The organism is uncultured Bradyrhizobium sp., assembly GCF_947648125.1.
Classification (GTDB): domain Bacteria; phylum Pseudomonadota; class Alphaproteobacteria; order Rhizobiales; family Xanthobacteraceae; genus Bradyrhizobium.
The window spans coordinates 1-21,965 of sequence record NZ_CANSMR010000024.1; the positions used below are offsets into that span (position 1 = coordinate 1).

The 21,965-nt window shown below is 64.7% G+C and carries 24 protein-coding genes; 9 read left to right on the top strand and 15 right to left on the bottom strand.

Annotated elements, in window-relative coordinates; all coding sequences use genetic code 11:
- Together Q0030_RS30755 and Q0030_RS30760 are read left to right on the top strand one after the other, a co-directional pair.
- A partial coding sequence (locus Q0030_RS30755) for a DUF3551 domain-containing protein (protein WP_298375829.1) occupies nt 1-380 on the top strand: 380 nt, incomplete at its 5' end.
- 60 nt (nt 381-440) lie between these two features.
- Complete coding sequence (locus Q0030_RS30760) at nt 441-593, top strand: hypothetical protein (protein ID WP_298375832.1); 153 nt, start codon at nt 441-443, stop codon at nt 591-593.
- Between the two features lie 213 nt (nt 594-806).
- Here the strand turns inward: Q0030_RS30760 and Q0030_RS30765 are convergent, their stop codons facing one another.
- Nucleotides 807-1,826: an LLM class flavin-dependent oxidoreductase gene (locus tag Q0030_RS30765; protein ID WP_298375836.1), complete on the bottom strand. Its 1,020-nt coding sequence runs from the start codon at nt 1,824-1,826 to the stop codon at nt 807-809.
- A 246-nt stretch (nt 1,827-2,072) separates the two neighbouring features.
- Here Q0030_RS30765 and Q0030_RS30770 point away from each other — a divergent pair, with 246 nt between their 5' ends.
- From Q0030_RS30770 to Q0030_RS30785, 4 genes are all read left to right on the top strand, one after another.
- Nucleotides 2,073-3,239 carry an NADH:flavin oxidoreductase/NADH oxidase gene (locus Q0030_RS30770; RefSeq protein ID WP_298375838.1) on the top strand — a complete coding sequence of 389 codons (1,167 nt, stop codon included), beginning with the start codon at nt 2,073-2,075 and terminating at the stop codon, nt 3,237-3,239.
- 38 nt (nt 3,240-3,277) lie between these two features.
- Nucleotides 3,278-4,207, top strand: coding sequence for a dihydrodipicolinate synthase family protein (locus Q0030_RS30775; RefSeq protein WP_298375840.1), 930 nt, complete (start codon nt 3,278-3,280; stop codon nt 4,205-4,207).
- Nucleotides 4,208-4,348: 141 nt separating this feature from the next.
- On the top strand, nt 4,349-5,452 hold the full coding sequence (locus Q0030_RS30780) for a hypothetical protein (RefSeq protein WP_298375842.1): 1,104 nt from the start codon (nt 4,349-4,351) through the stop codon (nt 5,450-5,452).
- Between the two features lie 5 nt (nt 5,453-5,457).
- Nucleotides 5,458-5,652, top strand: a complete 195-nt coding sequence (locus Q0030_RS30785) for a hypothetical protein (RefSeq protein ID WP_298375844.1) — start codon at nt 5,458-5,460, stop codon at nt 5,650-5,652.
- A 15-nt stretch (nt 5,653-5,667) separates the two neighbouring features.
- Here the strand turns inward: Q0030_RS30785 and Q0030_RS30790 are convergent, their stop codons facing one another.
- The 12 genes from Q0030_RS30790 to Q0030_RS30845 form a co-directional block, all read right to left on the bottom strand.
- Nucleotides 5,668-6,900: a DUF445 domain-containing protein gene (locus Q0030_RS30790; protein WP_298375846.1), complete on the bottom strand. Its 1,233-nt coding sequence runs from the start codon at nt 6,898-6,900 to the stop codon at nt 5,668-5,670.
- A gap of 30 nt (nt 6,901-6,930) precedes the next feature.
- Nucleotides 6,931-7,770 carry an EcsC family protein gene (locus Q0030_RS30795; RefSeq protein ID WP_298375848.1) on the bottom strand — a complete coding sequence of 280 codons (840 nt, stop codon included), beginning with the start codon at nt 7,768-7,770 and terminating at the stop codon, nt 6,931-6,933.
- Nucleotides 7,767-9,884: a heavy metal translocating P-type ATPase gene (locus Q0030_RS30800; RefSeq protein WP_298375850.1), complete on the bottom strand. Its 2,118-nt coding sequence runs from the start codon at nt 9,882-9,884 to the stop codon at nt 7,767-7,769. The genes Q0030_RS30795 and Q0030_RS30800 overlap by 4 nt, the downstream gene beginning before the upstream one ends.
- 26 nt (nt 9,885-9,910) lie before the next feature.
- Nucleotides 9,911-10,468: an HMA2 domain-containing protein gene (locus Q0030_RS30805; protein ID WP_298375853.1), complete on the bottom strand. Its 558-nt coding sequence runs from the start codon at nt 10,466-10,468 to the stop codon at nt 9,911-9,913.
- Nucleotides 10,469-10,609: 141 nt separating this feature from the next.
- Nucleotides 10,610-11,005 (bottom strand): DUF5132 domain-containing protein, encoded by a 396-nt coding sequence (locus Q0030_RS30810; RefSeq protein WP_298375855.1) that lies wholly within the window; start codon nt 11,003-11,005, stop codon nt 10,610-10,612.
- A 247-nt stretch (nt 11,006-11,252) separates the two neighbouring features.
- Nucleotides 11,253-12,422: a cytochrome P450 gene (locus Q0030_RS30815; protein ID WP_298375858.1), complete on the bottom strand. Its 1,170-nt coding sequence runs from the start codon at nt 12,420-12,422 to the stop codon at nt 11,253-11,255.
- Nucleotides 12,423-12,523: 101 nt separating this feature from the next.
- A complete protein-coding gene (locus tag Q0030_RS30820) occupies nt 12,524-13,321 on the bottom strand; it encodes a helix-turn-helix transcriptional regulator (RefSeq protein ID WP_298375861.1) in 798 nt (265 codons plus the stop codon).
- Between the two features lie 60 nt (nt 13,322-13,381).
- On the bottom strand, nt 13,382-13,744 hold the full coding sequence (locus Q0030_RS30825) for a nuclear transport factor 2 family protein (protein ID WP_298375864.1): 363 nt from the start codon (nt 13,742-13,744) through the stop codon (nt 13,382-13,384).
- Between the two features lie 106 nt (nt 13,745-13,850).
- Nucleotides 13,851-14,171, bottom strand: a complete 321-nt coding sequence (locus Q0030_RS30830) for a cupredoxin domain-containing protein (RefSeq protein WP_298375867.1) — start codon at nt 14,169-14,171, stop codon at nt 13,851-13,853.
- Nucleotides 14,172-14,182: 11 nt separating this feature from the next.
- On the bottom strand, nt 14,183-14,704 hold the full coding sequence (locus tag Q0030_RS30835) for a DUF4142 domain-containing protein (RefSeq protein WP_298375868.1): 522 nt from the start codon (nt 14,702-14,704) through the stop codon (nt 14,183-14,185).
- A 94-nt stretch (nt 14,705-14,798) separates the two neighbouring features.
- Nucleotides 14,799-15,488: an RNA polymerase sigma factor gene (locus Q0030_RS30840; RefSeq protein ID WP_298375871.1), complete on the bottom strand. Its 690-nt coding sequence runs from the start codon at nt 15,486-15,488 to the stop codon at nt 14,799-14,801.
- 103 nt (nt 15,489-15,591) lie between these two features.
- Nucleotides 15,592-16,500: a LysR family transcriptional regulator gene (locus Q0030_RS30845; protein WP_298375874.1), complete on the bottom strand. Its 909-nt coding sequence runs from the start codon at nt 16,498-16,500 to the stop codon at nt 15,592-15,594.
- 106 nt (nt 16,501-16,606) lie between these two features.
- Here Q0030_RS30845 and Q0030_RS30850 point away from each other — a divergent pair, with 106 nt between their 5' ends.
- Both Q0030_RS30850 and Q0030_RS30855 read left to right on the top strand, forming a co-directional pair.
- Nucleotides 16,607-17,671: an aromatic ring-hydroxylating dioxygenase subunit alpha gene (locus Q0030_RS30850; RefSeq protein ID WP_298375877.1), complete on the top strand. Its 1,065-nt coding sequence runs from the start codon at nt 16,607-16,609 to the stop codon at nt 17,669-17,671.
- A 349-nt stretch (nt 17,672-18,020) separates the two neighbouring features.
- Complete coding sequence (locus Q0030_RS30855; protein ID WP_363323519.1) at nt 18,021-19,016, top strand: alpha/beta fold hydrolase; 996 nt, start codon at nt 18,021-18,023, stop codon at nt 19,014-19,016.
- A gap of 77 nt (nt 19,017-19,093) precedes the next feature.
- Here Q0030_RS30855 and Q0030_RS30860 read toward each other — a convergent pair whose 3' ends face one another.
- A complete protein-coding gene (locus Q0030_RS30860; protein WP_028339041.1) occupies nt 19,094-19,444 on the bottom strand; it encodes a RidA family protein in 351 nt (116 codons plus the stop codon).
- Between the two features lie 198 nt (nt 19,445-19,642).
- A complete protein-coding gene (locus Q0030_RS30865) occupies nt 19,643-21,094 on the bottom strand; it encodes a CDGSH iron-sulfur domain-containing protein (protein WP_298375889.1) in 1,452 nt (483 codons plus the stop codon).
- 105 nt (nt 21,095-21,199) lie between these two features.
- Here Q0030_RS30865 and Q0030_RS30870 point away from each other — a divergent pair, with 105 nt between their 5' ends.
- Entirely contained in the window at nt 21,200-21,547 is a 348-nt protein-coding gene (locus Q0030_RS30870) for a helix-turn-helix domain-containing protein (RefSeq protein WP_298375892.1), read from the top strand.
- Nucleotides 21,548-21,965 lie beyond the last annotated feature (418 nt).

Here is a 21,965-nt window from a genome sequence, read left to right on the forward strand (position 1 = left end):
GAACGGCAGCTTCCCAAGCTGCATACGAGGGTTCGATTCCCTTCGCCCGCTCCAGCCCCAAAGCTAAATTCACGGGACGGTCTTGTCGGCGAGACAATGTATTTCGCGGCAATAGCAGGAGACTAGACGTGAGGTTGCTTGGAGCGCTGCTGCTCGCGCTGGGCGCGCTTTGCACGACGAAGCCGACATCGGCACAAATGTATGATCCTCGCTATCCGGTCTGCATGCGTGTTTACGGGGAACTGGTCGGCGATCGAATGGATTGTATCTTCATGTCGATGAAGGAGTGCCAGGCCAGCGCTGCGGGGAATCCGGCAACCTGCCTGGTGAATCCTTTTTATGCACCAAGACCGGTGCATCGCGGCGGGCCTGAACGATGACCTTTCCGCTCGTATCCGCGAGCGTTCATTTGAGATCGATGTATGGAATGGTGGTACTACGTGCTGTTTGCGATTGTTGTGATCGGATGCGTATTTGTCATTCGCGCCCGTCGCGGCGGGAATTCGAGCGAGGATGAGGAATTGAACCGGCGGATCGACGAGCGTGTCGAGCGCCTCGATCTCACGCGTCGCAATCGCGATCGGGATTCCTGACCTGGGCAATCCACAAACCGGCCCCGCGGGATGATCCCGGAATACTACGGCGGTCTGTTCACGCAACGTGCGCGCCTAACGCACTGTACTCGACCTGTTCTTCTCACAACACGTAGTTATGTTTCCGTAGTTCTCCGCGTTTGAGAACGGAGTTCCGCTGGAACGCGAGAGCGGCCGCCAAGTGGCCGAGGTTGCATCATCCTTCGGTGGTGATCAGCGCCATCCCATGGCGGGCGCGACGTGAGTCAAAATGCTCTCGATCACATGCGCGTTGTAGGCGACGCCAAGCTGATTGGGCACGGTCAGCAGCAGGGTGTCGGCCTCCGCGATCGCCTCGTCCGTCTTGAGCTGCTCGATCAGCTTGTCCGGCTCGGCGGCGTAGCCGCGGCCGAAGATCGCGCGCGTCCGCTCGTCGATGAAGCCGATCTGGTCTTCCTCCTGCCCGTTGCCGAAATAGGCGCGGTCGCGGTCGTCGACCAGCGCGAAGATGCTGCGGCTGACCGAGACGCGCGGCTCGCGGGAGTGACCGGCCTCCTTCCAGGCGGCGCGGTAGGCCCGGATCTGCGCGGCCTGTTGGATATGGAAGGCCTCTCCGGTCTCGTCGCTCTTCAGTGTCGAGCTCTGCAGGTTCATCCCGAGCTTCGCTGCCCAGACCGCGGTGGCGTTCGAACCGGCGCCCCACCAGATGCGCTCGCGCAAGCCTTCCGAGAGCGGTTCGAGCCGCAGCAGGCCGGGAGGGTTGGGAAACATCGGCCGCGGATTCGGTTGCGCAAAACCTTGTCCGCGCAGCATGTCGAGGAAGATCTCGGCATGACGGCGGCCCATGTCGGCGTCGGTCTCGCCTTCGCCCGGCTGATAGCCGAAATAGCGCCAGCCATCGATCACCTGTTCGGGCGAGCCGCGGCTGATGCCGAGTTGCAGGCGTCCCCTTGCGATCAGGTCGGCCGCGCCGGCGTCCTCGATCATGTAGAGCGGATTTTCGTAGCGCATGTCGATCACGGCGGTGCCGATTTCGATCCGGCTGGTCTTGGCGCCGACCGCCGCCAGCAGCGGGAAGGGCGAGGCCAGCTGGCGGGCGAAGTGATGGACGCGAAAATACGCGCCGTCCGCGCCGAGCTCTTCGGCGGCGACCGCAAGGTCGATCGATTGCAGCAGCACATCCGCGGCCGAGCGGGCCTGGGATTGCGGGGAGGGCGTCCAGTGCCCGAACGAGAGGAATCCGATTTTTTTCATGTCGGCAATGTAGGCATGTCCGGCACGAATTGCGATCGCTGGCGTGACCCGGCGATGACGGAAAATGTTTACCAACCGGGAAAAATTTCTGCGGCACGTGTTGCGGGTTTCGCGGATCGCGCCGCTGCGGACGCGCTGCATGCGCGCTGGTCTTGCCGCCTGCGCTGCGGCGCGGCTTGCGATCAGCTCGCGCGCCGCCTAGTTTTCCGCCGCCATTTTCCCGCCACCACGTTCCCGCAGGACCCGATGTCGCAGCCGTTTCTGTTTCAGCCGATCACGCTCCGCGGCGTGACCTCCCGAAACCGCATCCTGATTTCGCCGATGTGCCAGTATTCGGCGACCGACGGCCTCGCCAATGACTGGCACCTCGTGCATCTCGGCAAGTTCGCCCAGGGCGGCGCCGGGCTCGTGATGGTCGAGGCCGCGGCGGTCACTGCCGAGGGCCGGATCACCCATGGCGATGTCGGCATCTGGAGCGACGAGCAGATCGCGCCGCTCGAGCGCATCGCCGCCTTCCTGAAGGACAACGGCGCGGTGCCCTCGATCCAGCTCGCGCATGCCGGCCGCAAGGCCAGCATGCAGCGCCCTTGGTACGGCAATGCCGCACTCGACGAGGCCGACCGCGCCCGCGGCGATCTGCCGTGGCGGACTGTTGCTCCGAGTGCGATCCCGATGGAGGAAGGCTGGCTGATGCCGCACGCGCTCGACGTGGCCGAGCTCGCCGTGCTGCGCGAGCATTGGCGCCGCGCCACCTTGCGCGCGGTAGAGGCCGGCTTCGAATTCGTCGAGGTGCATTGCGCGCATGGCTATCTGCTGCACGAATTCCTCTCGCCATTGTCGAACCGCCGCAGCGACGCCTATAGCGGCGACCGCTCCGGGCGGATGCGCTATCCGCTCGAGATCATCGAGACCGTGCGCGCCGCCTGGCCCGCCGAGCGGCCACTGGCGGTGCGCATCTCCTCGGTCGACGGTGTCGAAGGCGGCCTGACGCTCGAGGATCAGGTCGCATTCGCGCGCGAAGCCAAGGCGCGCGGCGCCGATCTGATCGACTGCTCGTCGGGCGGCCTGCTTGGCTCGGCAACCGCGGCGTGGATTCCGCGCGGCTATGGCTTCCAGGTCCCGTATGCGCAGGAAATCCGTCGCGCCGCCGAGGTCGCCACCATCGCGGTCGGCCTCATCCTGCATCCGCAGCAGGCGGAAAATGTTCTGGCCAACGGCCAGGCCGATCTGATCGCGATCGGCCGCGAGGCGCTGTTCGATCCGAACTGGCCGCTGCATGCCGAGCTTGCACTTGGCGGCGAAAGCGGCGAGGTGTTCGCGTCCTGGCCGAAGCAGTATGGTTGGTGGCTGGAGCGGCGCGAGCCGGGCCTGCGCAGACTCGAAGGCCCGCCGCTGCCGTTCCGCAAGGTGTGACAGACAAAGCTGCGACAGATCATCAGGGAGGATTTGACATGACGATTTCGGCACAGCGTCCCTATCGCGGCGTCTTCCCGGTGGCGCCGACCATCTTCGACGCCGGCGGCAACCTCGACCTCGACGGACAGCGGCGCTGCATCGATTTCATGATCGATGCCGGCTCGCACGGCATCTGCATCCTCGCCAACTTCTCCGAGCAGTTCGTGCTGACCGATGCCGAGCGCGAGACCGTGATGCATGCCGTGCTCGAGCACGTCGCGGGCCGCATTCCCGTGATCGTCACCACGACGCATTTCTCCTCGGCGGTGTGTGCCGCGCGCAGCCGCGAGGCGGAGGCCGCGGGCGCTGCGATGGTGATGATCATGCCGCCCTATCACGGCGCGACCTTCCGCGTTCCCGAGCCGGGCATCTACGAGTTCTATCGGGTGGTGTCGGACGCCATCAACATCCCGATCATGATCCAGGATGCGCCGGTCGCGGGCACGCCGCTCTCGGTGGACTTCCTGGCGCGGATGGCGAAGGAGCTCGCCAATGTCAGGTATTTCAAGATCGAGGTGCCGATGGCCGCGGGCAAGCTGCGCGGTCTGATCGAGAAGGGCGGCAGCGTGATCGAGGGACCGTGGGACGGTGAGGAGGCGATCACGCTGATGGCCGATCTCGATGCCGGCGCCACCGGTGCGATGACCGGCGGCGGCTATCCCGACGGCATCCGCCAGATCATGGATCCGTTCTTCGCCGGCCGCCGCGACGAGGCCGTGCAGGCCTATGCGCGCTGGCTGCCGCTGATCAATTACGAGAACCGCCAATGCGGGCTGCAGGCCTGCAAGGTGCTGATGCGCGAGGGCGGCGTCATCAAGTCGGATGCGGTGCGGCACCCGTTGCAACCGCTGCATCCGGCGACGCGCGCCGGGCTGATCGAGATCGCGCGCACGCTCGATCCGGTCGTGCTGCGCTGGGGGCGCTGAGCGCGCCCCCCCGGATCATCGCGCCCATCTGCATTCACATAACCGTCAACAAGGCCATCTACCGTTCGCGCCCGGTATCGGAAGCGGGGAACGTTCTCCGCATGCACTCTGGATTGGTCGGAGCGGTCGGGCGGCAGCGGGATGATCGAAACCTTCCGGGTTGGTCGTTTTGCAATGCGCTACGGCCATTTCGTTCCGCGGCTCTACAATTATTGCCGGTCGCTCGGCTTTGAGCGGCAGCATATGCTGCCGTCGCGCGCCTTCTGCTCCGACGAGAGCCAGGGCTATCCGGTTATGCTGCTGGCCCAGCATTTCGGAACCTTTCCGTTCGACCATGGGCGGGTCGGCGGCAAGGTCGCGATCAACCGCCACGGGCCGTTTGCCCATCATGGCGAGGACCTGGTGCTGATCCAGGCCAGCCATGTCGGCTACAATCCCGATGATGGCCGCTTCGGGGTCTATCAGCGCCACCGCACCGAAGGTTGCAGGTTTGGGGATGGCTGCGGCAAGCTCTGCGGCGTCCTGCGCTGGTATGAGGACGAATACGCGCTTGCCTGCCGGCAGGTGCAATGCGGCCGGCTCGATGGCGAGCCGGTGTTCCGGATCGACAATCAATATCTCGACGACAGCCGCAGCGAAGGTCTCTTTCTATGGCTCGACCGCATGGTCGAGACGCCGCGCCAGCCGCTGAGCGTGCTGAGCACGTCGAAGGTCTTTCGCGCAGGCCGGGCGATCCGCGAACGGCTCGGCGAAGCCTGCTTTGGCGAGACACCGGCACCGATCGGCACGGCGCTGTCGCCCGATCTGTTTCACTTCCGCCGTGCGCTGGCCGAAGGTCCCGAGGGCCATGACATTCTCGAGGCAGCGCTCGCTCCTGTCATGCCGGCGCTGGTGACGTCGCCGCATCCTGCATTGGATGCCGCCCGCTTCGTCACCCAGGCCGAGTTCGACCGCACCTATCGGAGCATTTTGCGTGAACCGGCGTTCCAGACCAAGAACGTGCTGTTCGTCTCCGGCCTGAACATCGACGTGTCGCCGCGCGAGGGATTCCCGTTTCCGTTCACCAAATTCGTTCCCTGGGCCGCCTATGCCCGCCTGCGCGACGGTCGCTCGTTCCTGCTGGAGCAGGAGGAGTTCGCCGAGACGCTGCGCCGGATGCCGGGCGAAAATCCGGATTGCCTGTCCTTCGACAGGACAATCGAGCAGATGACCACCGCGCCGGAAATCCGGCTTCCGATCGGTTGATACCTATGACGACGCTTCCCGCCCTGCGCACGCACGCGCCTCCCGAACCGCGTCTCCAGCGCCTGGAATTCGCGGATCGCGAGCGCGGCTTGACCCGCCGCCACTTCATCCTCGGCTGCCTCAGCCTGGCCGCAAGCCAAATGGTGCGCCTGCTCGACAGGCTGCAGCAGTTGCCGCTGCTGCGAATTCGCTTTCCCTGAGCGCGAACGAACGCGCTACAGCCAGCGCGAGACGGAGAAGATCAGCAGGCCGACCAGCCCTCCGACGACAGTTCCGTTGATCCGGATGAATTGCAGGTCGCGTCCGACCTGCAATTCGATCCGCATGATCAGCGTTTCGGTGTCCCAGTTCTCGACCACCTTGCGGATGAAGGCCGCGATCTCCTGGCGTCGCGATGCAACGGCCCGCAACGCGGCGACGCGAAGCCAGCGGTTGATGCGGTCGCGCATGTCGGCATCGTCGCGAATCCGCGCGGCAACCGAGATCAGGGCGGTTTCGATGGCGTCCGCGATCGCGGCCGAGGTCGCCGCGGAGTTCAGCCGCGCCTCGATGGCCTGCCACATCGCGTCGATCTGACGGATCACGGCGGGGTTGTCGAGCATCTGCTGCTTCAGCTCCTCGCCCTTGGCGAGGTAGTCGGGATCGGTGGCGAGCCGGTCGATCAGGCGCTCGATTTCGGCCTTGAGCTCGATACGCCAGGGGTGGTTCGGCTCGCGCATCTCGTCGAGCGTCTGGCCGATGCCGGAGATGACGCGGTCGGCCACCATGCCGTCGACCCATTTCGGAACGAACCGGTAGGAGCGCTGCGAGACCTTCTTGCGGATGGTTTCCTTGTTGTTGGCGAGCGCCGTGCTCGCTGATGTGATCAAGCGCTCGACGAGGGCCTGCGCGTCACCATGCGCCCACAACAGCGCCAGCACCCGCGAGGCGAGCGGAGCCACCGGAACCGCCGCGATCCCCTGCCGGGTGCGGCGCGTCAGAAAGGCGTTGAGGTCGGCGCTCGGCGTGGCTTGCAGGGCCTGATGGGCCGCCGAGACCGTGCGTTGCGCGGCGCTGCGGGCGTGCGACGGCCGCTCGATCCATTGCGCAGCCCAGCCGGCGATATCGACGTCGCGGATGCGATCGCCGATCACGCGAGGCGACAGGAAGTTGTTGGCGATGAAGCGGCCCAGCGCGGCCGCAATGCGCTGCTTGCTGTGTGGAACGATCGCGGTGTGCGGAATCGGGATGCCGAGCGGATGACGAAACAGGGCGACGACCGCGAACCAGTCGGCGCAGGCGCCGATCATGCCGGCTTCGGCGAAGGCGCGCGGATAGGCCAGCCACGGCCAGTGCGGTTGCGCCATCGAGGTCGCCAGAAAAACCAGCAGCATGAACACGAGCAGGGCCGTGGCGAGCGCGCGCATGCGGCGAAGGTCACGCAGCCTGGTGTCCTCAGGCGGAAGCACGGCGCCGATGTCCAATTGCTGCCAAACGCCTCATGCCGTCGCAACGCCGCGGCGCGGCGCGAGCCTCGCCGCGATCGCCGCGTAATGTTGCCGAACGCCGGCGCTGCCATGGTCCCGTTCCAGCCGGCGCACGGTGAAGTGCCCTTTCGCGATCTTCTGGAAATGGTCCATGAAGATGACGTTGACGGTCGCGCCGAACGCTGCGCCGATGATCGGTACTGCGCCGGCCGCGGCCTTGTCCGAGACCACCAGCCCGAACCGGGAGACGATCTCGCTGACCAGATTGGAGATCACCGGGGCGGAGGCATCCACCGCGCCGCGCTCCAGGATATAGGCGGCCGCGTCGCTGGTGTATTTGCTGATCAGCGCGCGGGCGGCGTAGTAGCCGATGTCGACACTCTCGTCGGTTCGCTTGGTGCCGTAGGCGAAGACTTCGAGACAGGCGAGTCTTGCCTCGATCTGGGAGAGATCCTCACCCTGGTGCCGTGCGATCTCGGCAATCGCGCGCAGCATCAAGGTCGTTGTCAAAGGAAGCTCGACCGCGAGCGCACCGAAGCCGAACAGGCCGCTTACGCCTCCGGTCACCCCGGCGAGGAACGACGAGAAGGTCACCGCCGGTGAGGGCGGCGGCTTCTCGTCGAGCGTGTCGACGGCAACTTCCAGCCCCTTCATGACCGCCGTGCGCACCAGCCCGCTGAGCTGGCGGTTGGCGGCTTTCGGCAGCAGATTGAGGACGCGATTGACCGGAACGCCGGCATAGTCGGCGATCCTTGCCGCGAAGTTGGAGCTCTCCAGCGTCTTGACTGCGGCTTGTAGCGCGGCGTGATCGCCGGGAGGAAGTGCAAGGAGCTGGGTGAGATCCTGGCTCATTGATAGCGCAGTATTGGCCGTATGCCGTTGAAGCTCGCGAGGATCGCCGAGCCATTGCTGATGAGCGCGGTCACCTCGGGCGTGATCAGGCCGCCTGGCAAGGCAAGGCCAAGCGCCAGCGTGTTGAGCGCGGCGACGATGGCGTAGTTCTGCTTGATGAGGCTGACGGCGCCTTGCGAGATCTCGACCGCCTTGACGAGCTTCCAGAGCGAATCTTCCATCAGGATGACATCGGCGGATTCGTGCGTGACCTCGGCACCATGCTTCATCGCGATGCCGACGTCGGCGAAGCTGAGCGCGGGAGAATCGTTGATGCCGTCGCCGACCATGGCGACCCTGCGTCCCTGGCGTTGCAGCTCCTGGATGACGCTGGCCTTGTCGGCCGGCAGCATGTCCGCGAAGTGCTCGGTGAGCCCGAGATTTTCGCAGACGGCGCGTGCCACCACCGCGTTGTCGCCGGTCAGCATGATGCTGTTCTTGACACCCAGCGCATGCAGCCGCTGGATCACCGAACGGCTCTCCTCGCGGATCTCGTCGGAGTAGGGCACGAGGCCCGCGAGCTTGCCGTCCACGGCGATATAGAGGCTCGAATAGCCGCGCTCGTCGAGCGCCGCGCGATCGAGCGCCGAGGCGTCGACGGCGATCTCGCTCTGGCGCATGAAGCGCTGGTTGCCGACATGGACGTAGTAGCCGTTGACCTGGCCCTCGACGCCGAGGCCGAGGCGGTAGGTGGTCTCGTTGCAGGGCGGGATGTTCACGGCGAGCTGCCGGGCCCGTGTGCGCAGCGCTTCCGCGACCGGATGTTGCAGCTTGGTCTCGGCGGCGGCGGCGAGCCCGAGCAGATGGTTGGGCGTGATGGAGTTCTGGTAGGAGATCACGTCGATGACGGCGGGCGTGCCGTGGGTGAGCGTGCCGGTCTTGTCGAACACCATGGTGTCGATCCCGGCGAGCTTCTCCATGTGGCCGCCGCTCTTGATGATCATGCCGGTGCGGGCGGCCAGTGTCATCGACGACAGCACCGACGTGGGGGCCGCGACGCGGATGCCGGTGCCGTAATCGATGATCACCAGCGAGAGGAAGCGATTGAAGTCGCCCGAGACCATGGCGGTGCCGGTGGCGAGCGCCAAGGTCGGGGTCACGAGCCGATCCGCGAAGCGTTCGGCGTGATTCTGCATCCGGGTGTCGCCGATCGGCGCGGCTTCGATCAGCCGCACGATCTGGCCGGCCGTGGTCGCGGTTCCGACGCGCAACGCGCGCAACGTGATCTGGCCCTCGCGGATCACGGTGGCGGCGAAGGCGGCTTCGCCCTTGCCGCGATGCACCGGCAGGCCCTCACCGGTGATCGTCTTCTGGTCGATGGTGGCGGAGCCGTCGATGATCTCGCCGTCGACCGGGATCATCTCGCCAGGATATACCACGACGATGTCGCCGTTCTGCAGCTCGGCCGCGGGGATCGACACCACCTCGCCGTCGCGCAGCAGCCAGGCCGTCTTCGACTGGAATTCGAGCAGCTCGTTGATCGCCCGCCGCGAGCCCGCAGCGGTCAGGTCGCGGATCCAGTCACCGAGCTTGATCAGCCAGGTGACGATGCAGCCGGCCAGCGGGTTGCCCTGGAGCACCGAGGATGTGATCGCGAGCGTATCGAGCACGTCAATGTTGAGCCGGCTCTCGTTCGCCCAAACCTTCCAGGCGCGCTTGGCAATCGGGATCGCATTCCAGAGCATCAGCGGCATGTTGATCGCCGTGACTACCGGATTGGCGCTGAAGGCCATGAACAGGGACAGCGTCGGCAGCGCCAGCGGCGAACGCTTGGAGACTTCCGGTACGCTCGCGCGTGGCGAAGCGACGTCCTGCGCGGCGCTGGCGCACAGCGCCTTGACGTCGGCAAGGCTCATGCTCTTGAAGCCGTTCAGCAGCGCGAGCAGCCGTTGCTCGTGAGCCGGATCGTATTCCAGCACGAGGCTCGCGCAGTCGTAGTTGATGCGTGCAGTCCTGATGCCGTCCTGTGCCCGCAGCCATCCAAGGCAGATCTCGCCCAGCTTGCGGTTTTGCCCGAGCGCGGGAATGCTCAGACGAATGCGCCCTGGCATGGAGTGGCAGAAGCGGAAGTCCATGAATTTGCGCTCTCGCCCCTGGCGGGTCAGGCCGGCGCGCCTGCCGGCTCCGCCTGCTCCGCGGCAGCCATGTTGGCCTGAATCATGTGGTTGAGGGCAAAGATCGCCAGCGTGACCCAGACCGGCGTCGCCGCATTGGCGCCGACCTCGAAGATGGTGAAGCCGGCGATGCCCGCGGCGAGCAGAATCTTCAGATCGACCACGTTTCCGGTGGCGATCTTGATCCCGTTGTCGAAATCCTTGAAGAAATCGACAACGACCCTGGCCGTATGCGAGTGCTCGGCGAGGTACTCGGCTTCCTGCTCGATCTTGGTTGCCAGCGCCTCGATCTCATTGGCCGGCGGCTTGTAGTGACCGCCGGTGTGGTGCTCCAACTTGCCATGAAATTCGTCATGCCGGTCGGTGTCGTAGTGCAGCACGATGCTGCCGGTCGCCGGGTTGACGATGACTTCCTCGATGCCGGGAATGACGCTGAAGGTCTGCTTGATCTGTTCGAGAAGCTCGGGGTTCTCCTTGGCCGACGGCACCTTCATGCGGATCCGGCCCGGAACCTGATGCGCAATCTGCAGCTTCATCTTGGTCATCGCATTCCTCTCACAGCGTTCCAACGCCGGCGCGGGGACGCGAATGATGCCGTCGTTCGAACACGCTTGCGCGCCGTGCCGGCGTCGCAAGGTCGATCATCGGCGCGCTTCGCCGCTTTACATTGGCCGGTCTGGGCCCGTTCAGGCCGCAGACGAAGTCCGGCCCTCAGCCGCCGCCTTGCCTTCCTGCGCCTGATTCTCGGCCTTCACTTCCGCAACGATGTCGTTCACCTGCTCGTGGGCTTCGGCAAACATCTCGCGCGACTTCTGTGCGAACTTGTAGGTGCCGCGAACGGTGGATTTGAACAGCGGATTGAGAGCGCCGGCGAGCTTCGGCAGGTACTTCGGCGCCGCGACGGCGGCAACGCCAAGCGCAAGTCCCGGGAGCAGGGCAGCCTCGAACACGGCAGCACCAACAGCCACCACCGCGACGACCGCGACCGTCTTGTTGATGCCGCCGCCTTCCTCGGAATCCTGTTCGGGGGCTTCATGGTGGAAGGCAGTATCGTGACTGCTACCGTTGGTATTCGGGTTCATCTGAAATCCCTTGTGACCGCTCAACTGACTGCAGTTTCATCAATAACGGCGGATTGAAATGGATTCGTGACAGTTTGATTACAGCCGTCCGACCGGTTGCGGCGGCACGGTGTCGCAACGCAACGGGACGTGTATTCGGCCATCAAGGCCGCGTCCGCGTGGGGCGGCAAGCCCCGGCGGACGTCTTTCATGTCTCGATGTGTCTGTACTCAAATGGATCTGGCGCAAGGGCGGACGGCGTAGCGTCTTACCGGTCCCAAGTTACCGGCAAATCGAGTAGGCCGCGGAACGCCCAGCCGCCGATCCGGGGCGGTTTGTCCGCGATCAGGCGCAGATTCGTCAGCCTGCTGAAGATCGCGGGCAGCGCGACATCGGCGACCATGGCGCGCGAGGCCCAGGCGCCGGCGCAGAAATGCGGACCGGCGCCGAACGCGATGCTCTTGCTGGCGTCGCGGCGCACATCGAATGCATCAGGCTTGGCGAAATGCTTTTCGTCGCGGTTCGCCGAGCCGAACATCAGGAACACGCGCTCGTTGGTCTCGAACGCCACATCGCGGATCGTCCAGGGCTTTGCGATCCGCCGCGGCGACATCCCGATCGGCGAGATCCAGCGCGCATATTCCTCGAACACCTGTAGCCACGGGATCGCGCCGCCTATCGCCAGCGCCAGCTGATCCGGGTGGGTCAGCAGCGCCCACACCGTGCCGGCGATCGCGTCGCGCGGCTCGTTCTGGCCCCCCGAGATCGCGAGCTTGATGTTGGCACGCACGCTCTCCATCGGCATGTCGGTTTGCAGCAGCACGCCGAGCAGGCTGAGGTCGGGCGTCTTGCGCAACACTGGCACCATGTCGTCGATCGCGGCGTCGATGCCCGAGGTCGCCGCATGGCAGCGCGCCTCGATCGCGGGATCGCCGGTGTAGTTGGCGATGCCGTCGATCATGCCCTGCGACCACGCATTCATGTCCTGGAAGCGCATGTTGGTGAGGCCGGTGATCGATTTCAGGCATTCGGCCGAGAATGGCAGCGCGAAGGCCTGCACGAAATCCACCGTGCCATCCGGCGTCAATTCGTCGAGGATGTGCGTCGCGTGTGCTGCGAATTGTGCGGTCCAGTGCGATCTGACGGTCTTCGGCGAGACCGCCGGGAAGATCGCCTTGCGCTCGTTCATGTGCGCATCGCCGTCCTTGCGCATCATGTTGTGGCCCATGAGCTTGTTCATCAGCCCTTCGGGCTGGTGCGACGAGAACACGTCGATCTGCTTCTCGGAGACGAAGATGTCGTCGCGGTTGCACAGCAGCGTGCTGCCGAGCTGCGGCACGAAGGCGATCGGCGCTCCCCTGCGCATGCGCGCCAGCGTCGGATAGGGATCCTGCCAGAAGGCGGGGACGTCGATGTCGAAATGGGGAGCAGTGCTCACGACGTGATCTCGGGTTGGCCTCAGGAAGCAAGCATAGGCCGCCAGACGCGACCGGTCTGTCCCTACCGTTGGGGACAGAGGGAGGTTGCCGCTTGGGCCCTTCAGTTCAGCTGGCGTGCCGATGCCATCAGGCGGAGTGCGATCGCGAACAGCTCGTTCTGCGAGGAGATGCCGAGCTTGTCGTAGGCGCGCTTGCGATAGGTAAGGGCAGAGTGCAGGCCGATGCCGAGCTCGGCGGCGATCGCTTCCGAGCTGAGGCCCGAAAGGATGCCCAGGCAGACCTCTTTTTCACGGCCGGTCAGCCTGGCGAGCGGTTCGGCGGTCGCAAACAGGGTTTTCAGCCGGGCGATCGGATCGGCGTCCGCTGCCGGGTCGCGCTGGAAGTGCCGCGCCACCGCTGCGGTCAACGCTGGCGCGACCGCGGCCAGGCGCGCGATCTGCTCGCGGCTGAAGCGGCCTTGCTCGGTGATCTGGTAGAAATTGACGTAGAAGCAGGTGTCGCCCGTCCAGATCGCAGAGGCGAACTTGTCGACGATGTCGGAATCATCGAAGAAAATCTTGCGGTAGCCGTCGCTGTACATCCGGCGGGCAAAGGTCGGCAGCACGATCGGCACGGCCTGCGCCTGCCCCTCGAACACCGCATCGCGGTTCGGGTCAGCCTGATGGAAATGTTCGGAATAGGCGATCCCGAGGTCGCGCCCGGTCGGGATATTGCCGACGTCGAGCAGGCACGCGGCGGACCGCGGGCCTGTGAACGAGAACACCATGCAGTGACCGACACCGGCGACGCGGCGCAGCGCGCCGATCAGGGCCTGCGGAAAGCTGTCGCGGCCGATCGCCAGCAGCGCCGGCGTGATGTCGCTGACGACAGAAGTCTTGAAGGCGTAATCTGCCTTCATGGCGTCCTCCCTGTGTTTCGGGAAGATTAGCAGCGACATTACCGGTGTGGAAGCGCTGCCTCAGGCGCCCGGCACCTGGTCGAGGAAGCCGGTGATGCTCCTGATCCGGCCGTCCTTCAGCATGGCGAAGTCGGTGCCCTTGATCGGGCTGTCGACGCCGTCGGGCCCGAGGCCCCAGGAGAAGCGGACATGGTCGCCGAAGCCGTTCGGCTCGCCGATCAGCTTGAAGGTGAAATCCGGAAACTTCTGCTGCACGCCCGCGATCAGCGCGTCGACGCCCTCATGGCCGTCGCCGCTCATCATCGGGTCGACATAACGCGCGTCGGCGGTCCAGTTCTCGCTCAGCATCTCACGCCGCCGGCTTGGCGTCCGCTCGTTCCAGAGCTCGATATAGCGGCGGGCGACGGTGGTGTGGTCGGTCATGGTGCTCTCCTTCTGATGGGCCGGACTGTGCGGCTGTCCGGACTATCGAAGGTTCGCGTCGGCGGATCGATTACCTCGCAGGTCATCGTGTAACTCATCACGCAAGCTATGGCGCGACGGTCAGCACCGCCTTCATGTTGGGGTGGAAGCGGCAGTAATAGTCGACAGTCCCGGCCTTGGTCAGAACCGACCTGGCCGTCTTCTTCGGTGCAATCGTCACGTCGAAGTCGCCGTTGTTCGCCGTGGCGGTGTGCGCCAATACATCCTTGTTGACCCATTCGATGGTGTCGCCGACCTTGGCCGATACCGCGGCCGGCGAGATCACCAAATTCTCCATCACGATCTGGATGGTGGCTGCATGCGCCGGAACAGCCATCGCGCCGAGCGCGAACAATGCCAGCGTTGCGAGATAGCGTCCGGGCGACATCGCGCGTCTCCTTACTTCATGCCCGCCGCAACATGTTCGGCATGCTGCTCGTGGCCCTGGAAGATCTTCAGGCCGGTCTGCAGCAGGCTCTTCAGCTCGGGATTGCTGGCCGAGGGGATCAGCTGCGTCTCCAGCGCGGTGTTGACGGTCTTGTGGTAGGCGACCTCGTTGTCGATATAGGCCTTGTCGTAGGCTGAGCCCTTCAGCTTGCCGAGCTCGGCGAGCTTGTCGGCCGCCTGTTTCGACAGCGCCTTGCTGGTGTCGTTGTCCTCCGGCGTCACCTTCAGCTTCTTGACGAGGTCGAGCGCCTGCTTGTTCACAGCTTCATGGTCGCGTGCCATGTCCTTGGCGAACGCCTTGACGTCCTTGTTGGATGCTTTGGTCTCCGCCTGCTTGGCGGCGTTGATGTCGATCACACCTGCCGTGTAGGCGATGTGCGCGATCTGCGGATCGGTCAGCTTTGCGCCCTGGGCCAGCGCAGCGCCGGTGAGAACGCTGAGCGCGGCGACCGCGATGCTCAATCGAACGAACATGGTTTGACACTCCTGTTGAGCCGGGCGTTGCGCACGGCACGTCGTTGCTTGCACAGGAGTTGGATGGTGCTGATAGCCAGAGGTTCCCAAAAATCTATGCTGTGACGCCGAGCCGTTTCAGGACCGCCTCGGTCAATCGCTCGCAGCGTTTGCCCGCAAAGGGAAAGGCCTCCATCACGATCGGGCCGATCTTCCGCTCGACATTGTCGCGCAGCATGGTCCGGGCGCGGTGCAGACGGGTCTTCACGGTCTCCGGCTTGAGGCCGAGGATATCAGCGGTCTCCTCGACATTCATGCCCTCGATCACACGGGTGATGAAGACGAGGCGGAATGCCTCGGGCAGCTCGTCGATCGCATGCTCGACGACATGCTGGATTTCGCGCTGGGCCATGGATTTTTCCGGATCGTCCGCTGACGACAGCGGGAACGGGATGATTTGGGCTTCGACGGCGCCTTTCGGCAGCTCGGACCACTCCACGCTTGCGCGTTTGCTGCGCAGGCGGCCGAGCGCCTCGTTCATCGCGATCCGCGACAGCCAGGTCGAGAGGCTGGAGTCGCCGCGGAACTGGTCCAGATGGGTGAAGGCGCGCACATAGGCGTCCTGAACCACATCCTCGGCCTCGTTGTCGTTGCGGAGGATGCCGCGCGCCAGCCGGAACAGTCGGCGATTGTTTGCCTGCATGATGGCCCGGATCGCGGCCTCGTCGCGGGCAAGCGCGCGTTGCACGAGCTCGGCATCGCCTGAGCGGATCGGCGGTGGAGACGTTACATGGGCCTGGCGCATGGTGGGCTCGCCCTCACTGTTGGCGGTATATCACCATTGGATGCCAACCGGCCGGACAGGTTCCCGAGAAAAGGGTGATCGGCCAAAGAGACCCGGTCAGCGGCTACGGCCTGATATAGGCCTCCGGATCACCGCGCGCGTGCGCCTCCATCGCATCGAGGAAGCAGCGCACCTTGGCCGGGACAAATTGCCGCGCCGGCAGCAGCGCGTGCACGTTGAGCGGCTCGCAGGCATGGTCCGGTAGCAGCCGCCGCAACTCGCCGGCCGCGACCGCGGCGCGGGTGTAGCTCGCCGTCACCCGCAGCACGCCATGGCCGGCGAGTGCCGCTTGCAGGCGGACATGGGCATTCGAGCTGGTGAGCCGCGCGCGGTCCACCGCGAGATGCTCGACTACACCGCCGGGTGCGGTGATCGCCCATGGCGGATCGCTGGGGCCGGTCAACAGCGGCAGCTTTCTCAATTCGTCCAGCGTGCGCGGCTCGCCGAGCTTCTCCAGCAGCGCCGGTGCCGCGAACAGGCCGCGCTCGAGGGTGAAGACGCGGCGGATCACGATGCCGGCCGACGGCAGCGGCGCCTCCAGCATTGCGAACACGATGTCGTAGTTCTCGGCGATTGGGTTGACGATGTCGTGCTCGACGTCGATCCGGATCGCGAGCTCCGGAAAGCGGCTCATCACGGCGCAGGCGACCGGCCCCGCGTGGTGCGCGCCGAATTCGTATGGCGCCTTGATGCGCAGGGTGCCGGCGACCGCGCTCGACATCGCCAGCGCTTCGCTGTGGGTGTCGTGCAGCGCGGCGAACAGCGGGCGCACCTTGCGATAGATGGTCTCGCCGGGATCGGTCAGCCGCAGGTGCCGCGTGGTCCGCTCGATCAGCCGCAGCCCGAGATTGGCCTCGAGACGCTGCACCGCAGCACTGAGGCTCGATTTGGGATGTCCGAGCACGCGCGCGGCCGCGGTGAAGCCGCCATGCTCGACAACCTCGCAAAACAGCTCCCAGTCGCGCCACTCCATGGCCGATTGTCCATCCACCGGTACAGTGTGTCCAGCCGAATCGGATTATCCCGATGACCGGGATCACCTAACCTGATGGCAAGCAACATTGCATCGGGAGGGTGACATGGCTGATGACGGAATTTTCCTGCGCAACGCCTGGTACGTGGCGGCGCTGAATCACGAGCTGATCGACGGCAAGAAGCTGGCGCGCACCATCCTGGAGCGGCCGATCGTGATCTATCGCGGCGCCAGCGGGAAGGTGGTCGCGCTCGACGACCGTTGCTGCCATCGCGCCGCGCCGCTCTCGATGGGGCGCGTCGAGGGTGACGACATCAGGTGCATGTATCACGGCATGAAGTTCGCGGCCGACGGCAAGTGCATCCAGATCCCCGGCCAGGACGCGATCCCCGCCAAGCTCGGCGTGCGCAGCTATCCCGTGGTCGAGCGCTACAACATGATCTTCATCTGGACCGGCGATGCCGAGAAGGCCGATCCGAAGCTGATCCTCGACTATCCGCCGCTCGAGGATCCCAAGTGGCGCGGCCTGCCCGGCTACATGCATTACAAGGCCAACTGGCTGCTGATCGTCGACAATCTCAGCGATTTCGCGCATCTCGCCTTCGTGCACACCAACACGCTCGGCGGCTCGGAGGAATATGCCTACAAGACCAAGCCGGTGGCGATCGAGAAGCTGGACGACGGCTTCCGCGTCGAGCGTTGGCACATGGGCGCCGATGCGCCGCCCTACCACAAGAAGGTGATTTCCAACCGCGACGACAAGGTCGATCGTCGCAATATCGGCCGCATGATCGTGCCGGGCATCTTCACGCTCGACACCACGTTCGCGCCCGCGGGGCAGGGCGTGGAGAAAGGCGTCCAGGTTCCGGGCACGCGGCAATACCGCAACGCGCAGTTCATGACGCCGGAGACGCGTTCCTCGACGCACTTCTTCTGGAACTACCTGCACGATTTCGACACCGACAATCCGAACATTTCGCTGTCGCTGCGGCATTCCCTCGAGGAGGCCTTCAACGAGGACAAGGATTTCATTGAAGCGCAGCAGAAGGTGCTCGACGTCGATCCGGACTATCAGCTGCTTGCGATCGGCGCCGATGCGCCGCTGACCTATTTCCGCTGGCTGTTTGCACGCCGGCTCGATGCGGAGAAAGGCGCTGCGCGCGCCGCATAGCCGCTGAAGCGATGGTGTCCTCGCCTGGCTGCAAGCCGTGCCGGGATCGCGAAATCGTGACGTCCCGGCGTGGCTGCCGTCCCGGCGGGTTGTCGTAGAGTGACCAATGTGAATTCGTCGGTTCTTGATCAGGGTCAAGGTTTCGATCCGTGCCGGTCGGACTATTTCGGTGGCGATCAATCGGTGAATGAGCTTGCACGAAAAGACGGACCCATCGGAACGAAGTGCGAGCGCCAGCTGGGTGCAGTACGCTTGGCTATGGCCGTTTGAAGCCACGCGATTGGCGCTCGATATCTACTCGCAGTGGTACCCCGGTCGCGCGCCCGAACCGACAGATGCGGCGGACGAAGTGGCGGCGCTGCCCTGGACGACGGCCAATTCGGTGGCGCTGCAACTGCCGTCGATGCGTCTGCTGGACTTCTCGAGAGCTGGCGAAGGCCAGCCGCTGCTGGTCTGCGCACCCTATGCGCTGCACCGCGCGAAGATAGCGGATCTTGCGCCCGGCCACAGCCTGATGGAGGCGTTACACGGCGCGGGTATTGCACGTCTCTATCTCACGGATTGGCTCTCGGCGGCACCGGAGATGCGATATTTCTCGATCGACACCTATCTGTCCGATCTCAACGTGGCCGTCGACACGATTGGGCCGCCCGTCGACCTTGCAGGTCTCTGTCAGGGCGGCTGGCTGTCGCTGCTCTATGCCGCGCGCTTTCCCGGCAAGGTGCGGCGGCTCGTGCTAGCCGGCAGCCCGGTCGATGTCTCTGTGCCGTCAGAGCTTTCCAGGATGGTCGCCTCGCTTCCGCAGCAAGGTTTTGAGGCACTGGTGCGCCAGGGGAACGGAATCGTCAGTGGCAGGCAGATGCTGCAGGTCTGGAGTGTCCCGCTCAGTACGCTTGACGTGGAAGCGGCGCTGCAGCAGCGGCTCGACGACAAGTCGGAGGATGCACGGGCGCTGTTCGATTGCTTCACACGCTGGAACCGAGAGACGCTTGATTTACCGGGCACCTACTATCTCGAGGTGACCGACTGGATCTTTCGCCAGAACCGGATCGCGGCCGGAAACTTCGTCGCGCTTGGCTGCAAGATCGATCTTGCTGCGGTGAAGCTGCCCGTTTTCCTGCTCGCAGCCGAGAACGACATTGTTGTTCCGCCCGACCAGGCATTTGCGACGTTGCAACTGTTGGGCACGCCGCCCGCGTGGCTGCAATGCGACACCGAGCCCTGTGGTCACCTCGGACTGTTCATGGGCTGCAGGGCTCTGGCCGGTTCATGGCGCCGGATTGCCCGCTGGCTTCAGTCCGATCTCGGTGAGGCTGCGGGCGAGCGATCGCGGATCAGCGCGTGAGGTGCCAAATGAAATGCCCCGAACTGCAGTTTTGCAATCCGGGGCATCGGACTCCATTGCGATGATCCGCGTCGCGTTTACTTCGCCGCGACGACCATGATCTCGACATTGTACTGCGGCGCCGCGAGCTTGGCCTCGACGGTGGCGCGGGCCGGGGTGTTACCCTCCGAGACCCAGCCGTCCCACACCGCGTTCATCTCCGGGAACGTCTTCATGTCGGTGATGTAGATGGTCGCGCTGAGCAGCTTCGACTTGTCGGTGCCGGCCTTGGCGAGGTGGCCGTCGATGATCGACAGGATGTCCTTGGTCTGGTCGGTGACGCTGCCGCCCGCGGCCTTGCCGGCGACGACGCCGGCGAGATAGACGGTGTTGCCGTGCACGACGGCCTGGCTCATGCGCGGGCCGGTTTCGAAACGCTGAATGCTCATTTGGGTCTCCACTTGAATGGCGGGCACTGTCTAGCGCGTCAAAGCGAGCGCCGCCACTGCGCATTTTGCAGCGCACGTCTCACGGAAATCGATCGAAATTGCACCGAGGTCGCCTCGGCGCAATCGCATTGTCAAAAACCCTGTCCGAATGACGCGAATTGTGCCACGGCTCCAATCGCTGGAGCTGCGGCTTCCCGATCAGGCTGTCAAATTCCGCGCATCGGCCCAGCGTGCGAACAGCGCCACCTGTTCGGCCGGCCAGGCGCCGTCGCACGGCATGGTGCCGGCCTCGAGACGGGCCAGGATCTGCCGGCAGTGTTTGGCGACATCCGCCTCCTTCCAGAGATCGAAGGCGAACAGCATCGAGTTGCGGTCCATCGGCCGGAACAGCGGCCGGATGTGCTGCTCGAATAGCACGGCATCGTCGAGACCGGGCAGCGCGACGCTCGCTTCGTTCACGGTCTGCGTCGCGCCTGCGATTGCGGGCGGCCGCGCGGCGGGCGTTGCGTTGCAGACCCACCACCAGCGCGGCACCGGCATGTTCGGCGGCGGCTTTGCGCCGGTGCCGGAATTCTCCACCGCGATCCGCGAGCCCCATTCGATATAGGCGACGAACGCGGCGCGGAATTCCGGATCGGACGGCAGCCCGGCATCGTCGGCGCTCTGCACCATGTAGGTGGCCCACAGCGCGCGCTGCTCCGGCCTGATCTCCTTGCCGATGTGCTGCGACACCATCCGCCGATAGCCGCCATAGCGCTCGGTGTAGAAGCGCGGTCCGCCGAACACCTCGCTGAGCCAGGCCGCCACCCGTTCGGGATGGTCCGGCGACATCTCGGCGAACAGCGGGGAGAGCAGCGGATCTTCCGGCACGTAGCGGCTGTAGAAGATGCGTGTCATGTCGAGGAGCGCCGGATAGCCGCCGGCCCATTCGAACAGCGTCGGCTCGCGCAGCGGATCCGGAACGGGATCGTGAAACGCGACATTCCAGTGCATGCCGCTGCAGAACGGCTTGTTCAGCGACGAGCCGCAGCGGCACAAGCTGACATGCTCCTTTGACGCACCTGCATTTTGCGCGATCGGCGCGCCGTCCTCGTCGACCAGTTCGACGTGGCCGGTGATGCGATAGGGGCCGTCCTTCGACACTTCGATCTGCGGCGGCCGGTCGACGTCGGACAGGCTGGCGTCCCGCGCGGGGCCGATGCCGATGCCGAGCGCCCCCGATGGGCATCGGCGCACCGCATTGATGAGGTCGTCGAGGCGCGCGCCGCTCGGCGCGACGAAAGGCTCCTCGCCGAGACGGAACACGGAGTTGAGCCGGTCGGTGCAGAAGCCGGAATGCGCGCAGGTGCCGCGATTGTCGAACACATGCGCCTGCTGTCCGGCATAGACGTCGAGCTTGTCGGGCACGCGCCGCGGATCCCCGGCGTCGGTGAAGCCGCGCGCGATGTGGCTGTCGTCGCAGAACGGCTTGGTCTGCGATTGTCCGCAGCGGCAGAGCTGCACCGGCGCCTCGGCGGCAACAGGCACGCCGAGATGATCGACGATCGGAATGCCGGGCTCGGGTTCGTAGGGCCCGTTGCGCCTGACGATGATGCGCTTGCGCGGATGTTGCTGGTCGCTCGGTCCTTGGGCGGAACTGTCCTCTGTCATGCCTTGCAATGATCCCTGAACTCGCCCAACCCGCGCAAAGCGTGCTTAGATGGATCGACGGCGGCGCTCAACGAACCAGATGGAAAGTGCCGCGGGAGGGTTGCGATGATCCGCAAGACCAAGCGCAAATATGGTTGCCCGGTCGAGTTCTCGATCGATCAGCTCAGCGGCAAATGGAAGACCGTGATCCTGAGCCGGCTGAAGGTGCGGCCGATGCGCTATGGCGAGCTGCGCCACGATATCCCGCAGCTCAGCGACAAGGTCTTGACCGAGCGTCTGCGTGATCTCTGCAATTCAGGCTTCGTCAAGCAGGAGCGCGGCGGCGGCTCCTCGCGCTATTGCCTGACCAAACGCGGCGAGATGCTGAAGCCGATGCTGCAGGCACTCTATGACTGGGGCGAGGCCAACGCCGACGCCTTCGGCGTCCGGTTTCTCAGTGCGGAGGCGGACTAGGTAGAGCCTCGCGAGGAAAAATTGACCTGACCGATACGTTCTCGGCAGGCGAGCTTCTGCGAACCCGCACCTCTTGCGTAGGACTCAACCGCAAGTCATTCCCATATCCTCGCGCTTCATCACGGCGCCCATCTATGAGCAATCGCAGTTCCAAAAGAATTTCGTCCTGAACCGTCACCCTATCACCACAGTGGTTAAGAGCGCTGTGGTTCGAGCACGACGAATTATTATGGAGAGCCGTCTGTAATCGCGCAGCTTTCTCAAGCGTCGCGACATCTGTTCGATTAACGCCACTTTCAATGGCGTCCCGACTGCTGCCCCACATTATCCATCATGATCTCTATCACTTGTGCGTGTGGCGCCTGTTGAAATAAAGAGGCAGGAGAATCGTCAAACCTGAGCACCACAGGCCTCGGGT

Coding starts and splice junctions, on each gene's coding strand:
- Q0030_RS30765 (WP_298375836.1), bottom strand. CDS start 1,826: ATGAAAAAAATCGGATTCCTCTCGTTCGGGCACTGGACGCCCTCCCCG.
- Q0030_RS30770 (WP_298375838.1), top strand. CDS start 2,073: ATGTCGCAGCCGTTTCTGTTTCAGCCGATCACGCTCCGCGGCGTGACC.
- Q0030_RS30775 (WP_298375840.1), top strand. CDS start 3,278: ATGACGATTTCGGCACAGCGTCCCTATCGCGGCGTCTTCCCGGTGGCG.
- Q0030_RS30780 (WP_298375842.1), top strand. CDS start 4,349: ATGATCGAAACCTTCCGGGTTGGTCGTTTTGCAATGCGCTACGGCCAT.
- Q0030_RS30785 (WP_298375844.1), top strand. CDS start 5,458: ATGACGACGCTTCCCGCCCTGCGCACGCACGCGCCTCCCGAACCGCGT.
- Q0030_RS30795 (WP_298375848.1), bottom strand. CDS start 7,770: ATGAGCCAGGATCTCACCCAGCTCCTTGCACTTCCTCCCGGCGATCAC.
- Q0030_RS30800 (WP_298375850.1), bottom strand. CDS start 9,884: ATGGACTTCCGCTTCTGCCACTCCATGCCAGGGCGCATTCGTCTGAGC.
- Q0030_RS30805 (WP_298375853.1), bottom strand. CDS start 10,468: ATGACCAAGATGAAGCTGCAGATTGCGCATCAGGTTCCGGGCCGGATC.
- Q0030_RS30810 (WP_298375855.1), bottom strand. CDS start 11,005: ATGAACCCGAATACCAACGGTAGCAGTCACGATACTGCCTTCCACCAT.
- Q0030_RS30820 (WP_298375861.1), bottom strand. CDS start 13,321: ATGAAGGCAGATTACGCCTTCAAGACTTCTGTCGTCAGCGACATCACG.
- Q0030_RS30825 (WP_298375864.1), bottom strand. CDS start 13,744: ATGACCGACCACACCACCGTCGCCCGCCGCTATATCGAGCTCTGGAAC.
- Q0030_RS30830 (WP_298375867.1), bottom strand. CDS start 14,171: ATGTCGCCCGGACGCTATCTCGCAACGCTGGCATTGTTCGCGCTCGGC.
- Q0030_RS30835 (WP_298375868.1), bottom strand. CDS start 14,704: ATGTTCGTTCGATTGAGCATCGCGGTCGCCGCGCTCAGCGTTCTCACC.
- Q0030_RS30840 (WP_298375871.1), bottom strand. CDS start 15,488: ATGCGCCAGGCCCATGTAACGTCTCCACCGCCGATCCGCTCAGGCGAT.
- Q0030_RS30845 (WP_298375874.1), bottom strand. CDS start 16,500: ATGGAGTGGCGCGACTGGGAGCTGTTTTGCGAGGTTGTCGAGCATGGC.
- Q0030_RS30850 (WP_298375877.1), top strand. CDS start 16,607: ATGGCTGATGACGGAATTTTCCTGCGCAACGCCTGGTACGTGGCGGCG.
- Q0030_RS30860 (WP_028339041.1), bottom strand. CDS start 19,444: ATGAGCATTCAGCGTTTCGAAACCGGCCCGCGCATGAGCCAGGCCGTC.
- Q0030_RS30865 (WP_298375889.1), bottom strand. CDS start 21,094: ATGACAGAGGACAGTTCCGCCCAAGGACCGAGCGACCAGCAACATCCG.
- Q0030_RS30870 (WP_298375892.1), top strand. CDS start 21,200: ATGATCCGCAAGACCAAGCGCAAATATGGTTGCCCGGTCGAGTTCTCG.